8 protein-coding genes and 2 pseudogenes are annotated in these 12544 nt (G+C 45.3%); 2 read left to right on the top strand and 8 right to left on the bottom strand.

Annotated elements, in window-relative coordinates; all coding sequences use genetic code 11:
* Positions 1 to 240 precede the first annotated feature (240 nt).
* Positions 241 to 663, bottom strand: a complete 423-nt coding sequence (locus AC3WU2_RS28090) for a GNAT family N-acetyltransferase (RefSeq protein ID WP_492458212.1) — start codon at positions 661 to 663, stop codon at positions 241 to 243.
* A 552-nt stretch (positions 664 to 1215) separates the two neighbouring features.
* Here AC3WU2_RS28090 and AC3WU2_RS28095 point away from each other — a divergent pair.
* Positions 1216 to 1542, top strand: a pseudogene (locus tag AC3WU2_RS28095) (DUF4275 family protein); the annotation flags it as partial.
* 123 nt (positions 1543 to 1665) lie between these two features.
* Here AC3WU2_RS28095 and AC3WU2_RS28100 read toward each other — a convergent pair.
* Both AC3WU2_RS28100 and AC3WU2_RS28105 read right to left on the bottom strand, forming a co-directional pair.
* A complete protein-coding gene (locus AC3WU2_RS28100) occupies positions 1666 to 4986 on the bottom strand; it encodes a DUF4855 domain-containing protein (RefSeq protein WP_492458213.1) in 3321 nt (1106 codons plus the stop codon).
* 172 nt (positions 4987 to 5158) lie between these two features.
* Positions 5159 to 5377: a hypothetical protein gene (locus AC3WU2_RS28105; protein WP_492458214.1), complete on the bottom strand. Its 219-nt coding sequence runs from the start codon at positions 5375 to 5377 to the stop codon at positions 5159 to 5161.
* 386 nt (positions 5378 to 5763) lie between these two features.
* Between AC3WU2_RS28105 and AC3WU2_RS28110 the strand changes: the two genes are divergently transcribed.
* Positions 5764 to 7263 (top strand): stalk domain-containing protein, encoded by a 1500-nt coding sequence (locus tag AC3WU2_RS28110; protein WP_492458215.1) that lies wholly within the window; start codon positions 5764 to 5766, stop codon positions 7261 to 7263.
* 128 nt (positions 7264 to 7391) lie between these two features.
* Here AC3WU2_RS28110 and AC3WU2_RS28115 read toward each other — a convergent pair whose 3' ends face one another.
* The 5 genes and pseudogenes from AC3WU2_RS28115 to AC3WU2_RS28135 form a co-directional block, all read right to left on the bottom strand.
* Positions 7392 to 7598, bottom strand: a complete 207-nt coding sequence (locus tag AC3WU2_RS28115; RefSeq protein ID WP_492458216.1) for a hypothetical protein — start codon at positions 7596 to 7598, stop codon at positions 7392 to 7394.
* 285 nt (positions 7599 to 7883) lie between these two features.
* Complete coding sequence (locus tag AC3WU2_RS28120; RefSeq protein WP_492458217.1) at positions 7884 to 8657, bottom strand: DUF4097 family beta strand repeat-containing protein; 774 nt, start codon at positions 8655 to 8657, stop codon at positions 7884 to 7886.
* Between the two features lie 355 nt (positions 8658 to 9012).
* Entirely contained in the window at positions 9013 to 11361 is a 2349-nt protein-coding gene (locus AC3WU2_RS28125) for a S9 family peptidase (RefSeq protein WP_492458218.1), read from the bottom strand.
* A gap of 126 nt (positions 11362 to 11487) precedes the next feature.
* Entirely contained in the window at positions 11488 to 11643 is a 156-nt protein-coding gene (locus tag AC3WU2_RS28130; RefSeq protein ID WP_492458219.1) for a hypothetical protein, read from the bottom strand.
* Between the two features lie 109 nt (positions 11644 to 11752).
* Positions 11753 to 12317 (bottom strand): annotated as a pseudogene (locus tag AC3WU2_RS28135) (ATP-binding protein); the annotation flags it as partial.
* Positions 12318 to 12544: the final 227 nt, after the last annotated feature.

Below are 12544 nucleotides of genomic sequence, written 5' to 3' on the forward strand. Positions count from 1 at the left end.
TATTTCTAGCGAGGGCGAAATCCTGCGAATAAGCGAGTATTCGTGAGAAAACTAAATCGTACCGAGGGAGTTGAACGAAATGCACTGTTTGGTCACTATAAAGTCGGTTCTCGGAGGCATAAACATAATGAAACTCTTTGAGGTTGCCTGTTATCTTGTCGTATAAAAATATTAAGCAATAAGAATGGCTGTCGAGACTTCCTCGACAGCCTGACAAGGAACCAAATGTGGTTCTTTGTTTTATTTATATTCCATAACCCAGTACTTCTCTTCTCCCGGACGGCCTTCCTCAACAACCTTCTTCCATCCGTTGCGTTCATAAAATGTCAATGCCTTATGATTTTTAGATACGCATTTTAATCGCATCGGTTTATTCATTTTAACGTTAGCTGCTTGCAGCAAACGACTGCCGACTCCTTTCCCTGAGCAATCCGGGTGAACAAAAAGATTATGAATGAAGTTATCCGGCAAATACAAGGAGGTAAAGCCCATAAGGATATCGGCCTCTTCTGCTACGATGATGAATTCGTCCTCCGTATGCTTGTCGAAATCCTCCAAAGTCATTTCAATAATATTGTCCCATTCGAAGGTATTGTGCCGTGATTCGAGATACAGCTTTCTTAGTTCAGGGTAATCCCCTTCATGAGCCTCTCTAATATTCAATTGCCCACTCCCTCTGCACTGAAGTTTTGATGTGATGTATGCCCCTTTTTCAAATATTCACCATTAATACCCAACTATCCTGCACGTTAACTAAACAGGCTGCCGATTGTGCCGGCAGCCTAATGATATACTATACTATCGTTCTCCGTTAACTCAATTCCACTCTTCCCAAAAGGTCCATGCACCATCTTTTAGCGAAAACAGTGATTTACACTGCTTACATCTTAAAATTGCACCCGAAGGATATTTAGGGTTATCGATATACAGCTTGGGCACACACTTCTCATACCCACACCTTGGACAAGTCTGTCTCATGCTTTTCTTTGTTTTCAATTTCTTACCTCGATCGATTTATTTGTAATATGATTCTCAACATTTTCGATCTTTATCTTAAATTATCCTTCTCGTTAGTTGAGAATAGGCATCCATCAAGAATCCGGATGCCTTCAAATGTTTTTGTTGAACTATCGTGTCCCGTTAGTTTAACTCCTTAGGTATCAGTACCGTTCATGTTATAATTCCAGTGAGAGTGATTTTCGGAGGACAATAATAATGGTGATATCTGAACGCCTTAAGAAAAAAATGAGTGTGCTGGAGATCCCAATATGGGGCGGTTATCTACGCTCTCAGTGGGAATCACATTTCGCTTCACATCTTAGTGAAAAAGATAAGGAGGATATCTTTATTAATGATAAAGGTGGTTATCTATGGCATCTATTCAGCTATAACAGGAAAGAATACCTCGAAAAGGATGAGGCAACACAGGCATTCATTCAACAAACTAAAGGACCTTGCTTTCTATTTTATCAGCACTCGAATTATGCTTTACGACTTGAGAACGCAGACAATTTGACTTTCCAAGATTTACATGATGAATTAGAAATGTACTTCCGCCACCTCGCGGCATACTCGGGACTTGCACCTGTTAGCATTATGCTCTTTCAAGCGCACAAAAGGCACCCATTGCTCCTGAATGGGTGCCTTGCTTCCTTATATCCCCGTCTACTTCACAATCAACTTCGCAATAGCTGCCAAGTCCATGATATCAATCTTGCCATCGCTGTTGATATCGCAAGCTTTAATCGCCGCCCAGTTCGGATCTTGGCTAGTTCGGCCATAATTTGCCGCCGCGATGGCCAAATCCCCGATGCTGACCTTGCTATCACCGTTCACATCACCAGGAATGCCTGGCGTAACGACAGTTACTTGAATCGTCAGCGATGCGGCTCTAATGCTTGCTTCCGCCCCTTTCTCGTCTGCGACAAGCGCATTCGATACGGCAATCGTCCCCGTTAACGGCACCGTCACATTCTTGGCCCGGAATGTCAGCTTCAATACGTTCGCTTTATTGCGAATGCCATGTGCTGCCCCTTCACTCGCGACGATGAACCGGAGCTTGCCCTCGGACGTTGTTAATTTATCCACGATGCTCACGCCTGGTAAAATGGATTCTGCACCCACATACGTCATCGCAGCCGCATCGTACTGCAAGGATAAATCTTGTGCGTATACGGAACCGCTCACTCGATCGAGTCCGAGCGTAACCGTAAACTCTTCTCCTGCCGCAACCGTGCTATTACCGGTTAGCGTCATCGTAGGTGTATCCGGCTTCGGCGGAACGATCGCACTTCTAAATTCCTTCACTGCGTCGCTGAGTGCGTTCACTGCTGCATCGACTTCGACTTGCTTCGCCGCGCTGTTATCGTTCACCGCCTGCGCAGCAGCGATCGCAGTAACCAGCTTCGCTTGAGCTGCCTCGGATACTTGCCCCGGCGCTGTACCTACGCTCGTATCGTCATACAGCTTCTTCGCTTGATCGATATCCGCTTTTAGCTTGCTCTTATCAACGTCAATGCCGAGAACTTCGATTTCATCAAGGAAGACCCAGACGTTGACCGGAAATTCAACTTTGACGTAGCGGGCGTACACTTTATCGGCTCCCGCTTCCCCCGGCACGCCGTCAATTATTCCGCTCCAGCTCACGAACTCGGCCGCGGCTGCATCTTGTGCCGGTGATGGAGTAACGGTTGCAAGCCGGCTCCAGGATTGGCCGTCAGATGAAACAGAAAAAGTGACGTTCTGAGGGAAATAGATGCCGGGTCCTCTATCCTGAAGAAAATGGGCTCTAACTTGCCCGATCGATTTGCTGCTGCCCAAATCAAATGTGAATGTGCGGCTTCGTTCGTCAGGGTAGTCGCTTCCCGCATGACCCTGCCACTGCTTGTTGCCGTAATCCGTCCCGCCGAATTGTCCGTTCGTAAGTTCGTTCCCAGAATCGGGATAGTTGCTGTTAGGCCGCTTCGAAACCGTGTAATTTTTGCCAAGAACCAGATTGCTGAGCTCCGAGCCGTCAGACCAGGAATGAATGAGAACTTGAGCGTAGGTATCAAGTATCGTTGCTGCCGGAACGGAAATCAGCCCTTGCGCTTGCACGGCTGGGTCGTGGATGTGCGCGAGAAAATCCTTCATATTTGTTAAGGCGTCCTTCGGCTTGTTTTGTTCCAGAAGAAGCTTGATGGTCTGCAACCGATTCAACAACTCACTGCCAAAAACCGAATCGATTTCTTTCGATGCGACATAACCCCGCACAAGCTCAGCCATCGTCTCTGGCGCCGGGCTGCTGTTAGTGGCGTACGTTCCATTCAAATATTGGTACAACCAGTCATACATGAGACGCAAATCCGGATCCTTACTCACCCCTAAGTTGTATACTGCATTATTGCCTTGATAGTAAGCTCTGAATCCATTTTGCATCAGGCCAGACCTGACGCCGCTGTCCAAGTATTCGATATAACGCTTGCGGAGTTCGGGATCAGTCAGCATCCCGTCATCAAATTCAATTTCGTTCCCCATTCCGTAACGCTTAGCGTTATTCGCAGCATCTTCCAACCGGTCGGAATCCATCCCGCCAAAGAAGTAATTCGGCTGGTAAGCCGCGGCGTCCATCCCGACGTCTTTCCACATAAACATTTTGTAAGCTAAAGAGTGAGGAATCCAGAAAACCTTCATGTTCATGGCGTGCACTTTTTCCGTCATCGCGCGTGCCATGTCCGGTCCCGATTCGGATATCTCGATTTGTTCCGGCATCCAGTACATGCCGACAAGATCAAGATTAGAGTAGTTGGCGGCCTGCCATCTTTGCTTGGTCTGATCCAGGTACCACTGCAACGCTTTTTTCCTGTTTTCAAACGCTTTTTCTTTGCCTGCGACGGCGTCGTTAAAGTTTAAGGAACCGCTGCCGTCAATATCGCCAAAATCGGTTAAGGATTCCCCGGGATTCGGAATCATTAACACGACCTTCACTTGATGATCGGGCTGTTTCAGCTTGGCCCCCACTTCCTTGGCTGCTTCATTCAACTGCTGCATATCGCCTGTGGCTGCAAATGTTTTATCCAAATACCATTTCCAATCGTCCAGGTTCGTTTGTCCGAGACCGAAATCACGTCCGGAAGGCGAAGCAATCCCGAGATATAGTACGCCATCAAAAAGCCAATCGACCGGCTCTCCGTCTTTATTGACATAACTGATGTTAGGGATAATCCGTTTCTTATTCCAATTGCCCAAACCATTCGCATACTGTCCGTTATACAGCAGATTTAGATTCCGGATACCAGCCGTTGCTTCCCCCGGCTCCAGAAAATGAGGCTGCTCGGCAGGAACCTTTACCGCCCCGTCAACCTTACCGTCCGTACCCATAATTTCGACTTCATCAATATATTCCCATAGCGATTGATGCATCGTAAAAGCTACCTTCACATAACGGGCAAAAGCCAGTTTGCCAGCCGTATTCCCGCCTTTGATTCCATCCCGATTGCCATCCCATTCAAACGTCTCGTGTCTGGGCGGTCCTTCTCCCCAGAGCAGCTGCGTAGCGCTATGGGATAGCAGCCCCCAATTTGCCTTATCGTCAGAGACATACATCGATACCGACAGGGGCACGAGGATCGAGTTCGCTGGATAATCTTGAAAGAAATTAGCCGTAATCTTTCCAATCGACTTTTCCTCTCCGAGATCGAAGACGATTTCGCGCGTTTGTCCGCGTAGATGTCCTACCCAAGCCGGGTCGTTCATATTTAATGCGCCGTATTTTCCGTCCGTAAGCTTGTATCCGTTATCGGGATGCGAAGCTTCCGGAGCTTCAGACCATTCATACGGGAGGCCTGCCGCTAGATTGCGGAATTGCGTCTCCTGCACTGCCGAAGATGCTGTCGCTTGCAGGATAGTTACATCCGATACAGGCGATTTCGCCTGCACAGCAGATACTGGAGCCAATAGTAATATAGCCGCCATTAATCCGGATACCCATTTTTTATTCAAATTCAACAAGGTCAGCTCCTTTACTTTCTTCTCAAGTACAGAAATTCCAAAAAACTTTAAACCCTTATTTCTTGTCCAGGTGAATGCTAAATTTTGATCCCCCCTTTCGCGAAATCTGGTATAAGCCATCTTGAAAATGATTTCACTACGAACATTCCTGCAATGACGCTATGAGAGATTAAGTGAGGATACAGCTTGCCATCTGCTTAAGTTTTAGAAAATGATGCTCATCAGCTCGTTCAGCAGCAGGGCGTATAATATCGGCTCCCTTCGGAGAGGAAGCCATCACGGCCGCGTCCGTTACCGCCAGTGGGCGGAGTTTCCATTGGGCAACAGCAGTAGTACAGCCCAACCAATCACTCCGCACATATTCGAACGGAGCTATCTTAGCATTCACGCATCAGCTCTGCCTAGTTCTCATTGGCGGGATTCGGTTCTCGCTCGGCCGATTCGCGAGTATTCGGCCGATTGTTATTGGCCCGTCAAGTTCTCAATCATCCGTTGCGCCTGCTAATTCTCAGAGTTCCCGGCCACCGACCGCGTCCGCTCCATCTACTCGCCCGCCTTGCTGTCGCGGTATTGGCTCGGCGTCATGCCTGTCGCTGACTTACCTGTCGACGTCGAGCGATGAGGATCTGACCTACCTCGTTCTCAATGATTACTGCCGCTACTTGGATCAAAGTTCATTCACCCCAAAATACCTCTTGGAACTTTTTAACAACAAACTGCGTCAATCTAGTATATATCTACTCATACTAATCTTACGAAAGGGATGAATAATCCATGAGATCGCCTAATTCTATATACAAGACTCAATCTTCACCCATCCGGCATTTCGCAGCATCAATTGCCTTTAAGCCGCTAATCATCGCCATGATCATTATGCTTGTCGGGACAGCGATTCCTGTATCCGCTTCCGCTTCGGAGAAAGGAATCCATGATGCCTTGCAATTCACGCAAGTTGAATCAGGTAATTATTACTCAATCGCTATTCGCAAGGACGGCTCGGTATGGACATGGGGACGCAACCTATTAGGCGAAATAGGGATACAAGAAACCGTTACCATATCGGAAACAGACGGGCCTGTTCGTCTGAACTTGTTGTCGGATATCAAGCATATTGCTACTAGCGGAGACGGACACAATCTCGCTGTTAAGGCGGATGGAACGGTATGGACATGGGGAACAGCACCGCGTTCAGATGACAATACGATCCATTCTGTACTGCCTCAGCAGGTGGCAGGAATTGCAAATGCAGTCACTGTAGCATCAGGCTCGGACTTCGGTGTAGCGCTTCGTCAAGACGGGAGCGTATGGTCGTGGCAGCGTGAGTTGAACAAGAATGATACGAACAGCGTTCGGAAACCTGCTGCTGTGAGCGGCATTGCGGATGTGGTGCAGATACATGTATCCAACCACCAAATCAATGCCGTGAAACGGGATGGCACCGTATGGAGCTGGAATGAACCATCACTCATGTCCAATTCCAATATCAAGACTCCTACTAAGCCTGTACTGATGAAAGGATTATCCAATATTCGTTCCGTCACTTCTAATGAACAAGCCTTATTTGCGTTAGACAAGAAAGGTAAGGTCAGGACTTTGGACGCCAAGGGTAAGTCAACTGTCGTTCAACCTAAATTGACTGTTAAAGAAGTACGAGCAGCTAGCTTTTACACGCTGTTCCTAACGACAGCAGGCGATGTATATAGCTATGGAAGAACGGTTACAGGCAAGCAAGGCAAGGTTAACGGCTTACCAAAGATCAAATCGATCAGCGCAGGAACCTACCACAATCAGGCGATCTCAAAACGCGGCGAAGTATGGGGTTGGGGCGGCAACCATTTTAATTCAGTTGGCGCAACGACAGATTCACCCGATGGCATGATCTATCTCCCAATTAAGGTCAATATTGCAGTAGACATCATGATTGATGGACAAGTGATCAACTCGATATTTGCTCCGCGAGTGAGTGCAAATACAGTTCATATTCCGATAACTACGATTACCCGAGCACTCGGAGCACGGTTTGTGACCAATCAAGATCCATCGGGCACACTTTCCTATACGATTGAATATGAAGGCCGATCCTTCACGTTCCGCGGTGGGGAAAGTATAATTCTAGTGGATGACCAAGCTATCGAGCTCCCTGAATCTGTATCTTCTTTAACAGGTGCTATCGCTGCTCCTTATCAACTCTTCGAGAAGGGACTCGGCCTTTCGATTACATGGGATTCACAGCTGCAGCAGTTACGGATGAATACACAAGTGCAAGTACATTAAGCAGAACAGCGGATGGCCTCTGGCCACCCGCTGTTTTATTTCCCTCACCAGCTATCCATTGATTCCTCGATCCTACCTTGCTCAATTTTGTGTGTTATTCAACTATCGTGTCCCGTTAGTTCAATCAATTAATATTTTATTGTAATAGCCAAAGTTCCCCATTGCTCTTCTTGTTCCTGCGAGTATATTTCATATGTGCCTTTAATCATCTCATCTAATGTCCAGCCTTCACAATCAAAATTCTCAAAAGGAACGTCTTCATACATCTCTTTAAACGTATCATATCTTCTCAGCTCGATAACTTGAACCTTTAGTGTCTCATTATGATTAGGCACTTTAATAAATTCAATGGTATCCCCAACAAGAACTTGATATCATAAAAATAAAAAGCCGCATAATTAGCGACTTCTAATGTTACTATGTTTTTGTCACCCGACATATGTCGTCGACCTTCACATTTTGTTGTTGCCCTTCGCCATAAATCACTTATATAAAACCTCCCATAAGAGCTTTGAATCTAGTTTTTGCTCTTATGGAAGGATAGAATCTCGATGAACTATATTCTAACGTCTCTCATTCACGTAATCATGATAATGGCAAGCCTGGTACGATGATGACACTTAATTTTTGAACAGAATATCGCCCACCTGCGTGGAAATGTTTAGTGTTGCACTTTCGGATTGAGGCTTACCCACATATCCATGGAGTTCTTTGGATACAACCTTTGTGGTATTTGCTATTTCTTCAAGAGCAACCTGATTGTAGATTTTTCCTATTGTTGTTGATAGATTTACATTTAGAGGTGCTGGTTGATCAGGTAGAGCGAATTCGACGTTACCAACGTTAGTAGATATGTTACTGCTTTCCATACCAATGACATCCGTTACGGTAATGTCGCCGGCACTGCTGCTCACATTTAAGTGTTGGACCCATAATTCTGACTCAACGGATACGTTGCCCAATTTATTATCTATCTCAAGGGATTTGAATTCTTTATACGGAAGACGAATCGTTAAAGAGGGCAATGGTCCCGTATTTATGATCTTTTGTTTATTTTCAAGTATAATCTGTAATGTTCCATCTTGGGTCGACGTAGTCACGTTGGTATCCATTCCATGTGAGTTGCCCTTGAATAATTCCAATTCTGCTTGCTTGATTTGTTTGTCGCCTATGACTGTAACGATAGCAGCGTTACTCTGAATTTTTAAGGAAAGAATGTTAGTAACATCTATTTGAGAAATATCCCCTTTCACTGCATTTGATCCATTTGTGTTTGTCGATATATAAGCGTTTTGCTGGAACAAACTAGATGGACTCGTGACTTTCGTACATCCGGCGAGTCCGATACTGGCAGCGGCCAGGAGAATCATAGCTAACTTCATATTGTTGTTCAAACGTTTATCTTCCTTTCTTCTGCAATAGATGTGTTGACTAACCAGTCTTCGAATCGAATCGTTCGTACTTATGCTTCCTACTCTTTTCTCCTCTCGCTCTCTCATAACGATATCTTACAGGACGTAATCTTCTTTTTTCTTACATTACTCTTACGAATTTCTTAAGCTGAATCTATGTGCGATAGTGTCCCGTTCGTTTTAATTTTCTCAACTAATTTCACCTTGCGCCTCTATAAAATGAACAAATGAACGCAAAAAGCACCCCTCTCACCAATGCAAGAGAGGTGCTACCCTATCCGATTTGTATAATTTCATAAATTATAGCATAGTTATTTATTCTCTAGTAACTATTATCTTATTTGCTCTGCGGCTTCAAATTTGTATCCAAAAACTTGATCATTGTACTGAAGAAATCGATCAAGTTCTCTTCGTTAGTGTAGCCATGTCCTTCATTATCCTTGACCATATACTCCACTTGCGCGCCGCGTTTTTTGAGTGCTTCAACAAATTGGTCGGAATCTGCTTTTTTCACCCGCGGATCATTCGCCCCTTGAGCTACGAATAATGGCGTTACGATCTTATCGACGTGGAACACCGGCGAAATTTGCTTCAGCATTTCTTTGTCCTTTTCGACATCGCCGACACGTTCGTTATAGAGATTCCTCATGTTCTCCCAATACGGTGGGACCGTTCCCAAGAGCGAGAACATATTCGTTATACCTACATGATCAACAGCAGCAGCATACAATTCCGGCGTTTTCGTAATGCCCGTCAAGGCTGAGAATCCGCCAAACGATATGCCATAAATACCAACTCGTTTCGGATCAGCAATCCCTTGCTGAATCGCCCACTTTACACCGTCAGTAATATCATCTTGAATTTTCAATCCCCATTGTTTATTTCCTGCGTCCATAAAGGACTTCCCATACCCCATGGATGAACGGAAATTCATTTGAAGTACGGCATACCCGCGGTTTGCGAGCAATTGTATATCCGGGCTGAAGCCCCACAAATCACGTATCCACGGCCCGCCATGCGGATTAACGATCATCGGCAGGTTTTGAGGCTTTTTATTTTTCGGTAATGTTAAGTAGCCGTGAATCGTTAATCCGTCTCTGCTCTTGTAAGAGACAGGATACATATCAGCCATCTGATCTGGTTTAAGCCACGGACTCATATTACCCAAGAATGTTAACTCACCGGATACGTTATCGTACAAATAATACATCCCGTAAGTCTTGTCATTCGAGACACGAACGATCAGCCTCGTCATATCCTCGTTATAATCGTTTATCCCGATTTCACTTTCACTAACGCCAAGCTTCTGCTGCAGCTTGCGGTACATCGCCTCGAATTTATCATCAAAAAACGCCAAATGCGTTTTATCTGTCACATAGATAGCCGCCAGCATTTTATCTTGATTTTTGTCGTAAAATGCTCCAGTCACGTCAACTTCCGGATGCTGATACAGAACTTCTTCCTTACCCTTTAAATTCAGCTTGACGAGCGCCGTCTTGTCCCGACCGTTATTGGAGACCGCATAGATCGATTTACCGTCTGCCGAGAAACCAAGCGGATTTATCGTATCCCCAAAATTTAACGTTGCCAGCGGTTTGAACGCTTCTTCCTCCGTATTGCGGTACAACAATGTACTTACGATACCGTCGCTCTCAGAAGCGAGTCGAATCTTACCTTGGCGATCAGCTACCCATGCCATAATGTTCCCTGGGTTTTTGGCAATCAGCTTCGTTTCCCCTGTCTTTACATTCAATTTATATACATCGAAGATGGTAGCATCTTCTTTATTCATCGAGATCAGAATTTCGTCTTTCACACCAGATAATTCGCTCACGAGTTGAACACTGACCTTATCGTAAGGCGTCAAATCCACTTCCTTATTGCCATTAAAAGTGGACGAATATACATGGAAATTCTCGTCTCCGCCCTTATCTTTGCGATATAGAATGTTATCGCCTTTCCAGAAGAAGCCGGCGATATCGCGATCTTTTGAGCTTGTCACGCGAATAGGCTCGCTTTTCTCTCCGATTTTCTCGACAAACACATTGGAACGGTTCTCCCAAGTACCCGCATAAGAAAGATACTTGCCATCTGGAGAAAGCTCATACCCAAAGCTGCCCGAACTCCGAAAGAAGTCTTCCACGGAAATTTGTGACACACCTCTGTCGTCCATCGTTGATTGCATTTTATTTCTGTAATTTTTAAGCACAACAGCCGCTTGAGCTACAGTCACTGGCTGATCTTCGTGTAAGCTTCCATCTGTATTCCCTTGAATGAGCCCAAGTGCCTTGGCGCTTGTCGCATATTCGGCCAAGCTCGTTTCTCCCTGTTCCTTGCCGAGTGCTCGCACCATCATGCGTGCCATCTCGCCGCGTTTGATCGGAGCGTCAACGGAAGTGAATTCTCCTTCCTTCAACCACCCCTTCTCGGAAGCAACCTTCATCGGATCGATGCCATGTTGATATGTAAGCGACATTACCGCATAGCGGATAAAGTCTTTAACAGAAATCTCTTGATTTTGTTTTATTCCTTTGTCAACGATTCCCTTCGTTACGAGTGCCTGTACTCCATCTTGATACCATGGTGCTGCTTTTTTCGCTCCATCCTGTGCCATGACTGACACGGGAACGGACACGGCCATAATAGCCGCAATCGCTGCGGAGACTAGTCTTTTTCTTACATTCATGCTATAAGTTTCCCCTCTCTGCTGGCAGCGTTACCCTGAATTTTTAGGGAATGAATGTTATTTACATCTATTTGAGACGTAAAAAATATCAAATTTACTCTACCAAATTAACGAATATTGATTTGATCAATTTTGCGAATCGCCATGTATCCAACCGCTATCCCAATCACGGCTAGCAGAATCGTAGATTTCGCCTTTCTTCATATTCTTATTGACATTCGGGACGACTTCCTGCCCTTGAAAAGCCTTGCTCAATCGAATCGTTCGTACGATATGCTCCATACTCTTACCTCCTCTCGCACTCTCATAACGATATCTTATAGGACGTAATGTTCTTTTTTCTTACATAACACTTACGAATTTCTTAAGCTGACTCTATGTGCGATGATGCTCATGAAAAACTTTTCAATTGAACGGTAAACACCGTTAACTCATTAGGCTTGCTGCGGAGGTGGATGGACCCGCCCATACTCACCACCAACCGCTTCGTAATTGTAAGACCCAGTCCGCTGCCTTGATAGAACTTATTCCACGAATCTTCCAGCGTACATCCGTTCAAACACATGATCGATATGTATCGCATCAATGCCCTTTACCCGATCCCATATATCCACATAGATAGAAGATTCATCTTCCCGGAGCGTCAAACCGAGCTGTTTACCGTGATTGCCATATTGAATGCTGTTCGAGATCTAGCCATAAATCGGATGATCCGGGATCTCGATATGGACGAGGTAACCTTGCTCCATAAGAATGTCGTAATAAGCCAGAATCGTCGTGCCGCAAGGTTCATTCATGAGAATTCGGGTCATCGTCATATTTTGATCCCCGGACTCCAGCTTAGCCAAATCGAAGAAATCATGAATGAGCACCAACGTCTCTTGGGTTTTGACATACACTTTGCCCAGCAGACGTTCGCGCTCCTCTGCGTGCATCGCCGGATCGAGAAGAAGCATCCAATATTTTCATTTAACATGATTTGTTCGTTCCAACGCTTTGCAATATCGCCTCCTGGAATATTTAGTCTTAAAAATTAAAAAAACAGCGATGATTGCCGCTGTTCAAAAACATATGTGTTCTTTGCTCAAGTAACGACCCACGAAGCTGATTTTAGCCTAAATGACAAGAACTTGCTATCATTCCCTCCAATGATTTCTATTCCAATGATAAATACCTTAGTTGC

This window comes from Paenibacillus sp. EB106-05-06-XG162 (assembly GCF_058791655.1).

What these genes read in the sequence shown, in the direction of transcription:
- AC3WU2_RS28110 (WP_492458215.1), top strand. Translation starts at nt 5,764, where the DNA reads ATGAGATCGCCTAATTCTATATACAAGACTCAATCTTCACCCATCCGG.
- AC3WU2_RS28125 (WP_492458218.1), bottom strand. Translation starts at nt 11,361, where the DNA reads ATGAATGTAAGAAAAAGACTAGTCTCCGCAGCGATTGCGGCTATTATG.
- AC3WU2_RS28130 (WP_492458219.1), bottom strand. Translation starts at nt 11,643, where the DNA reads ATGGAGCATATCGTACGAACGATTCGATTGAGCAAGGCTTTTCAAGGG.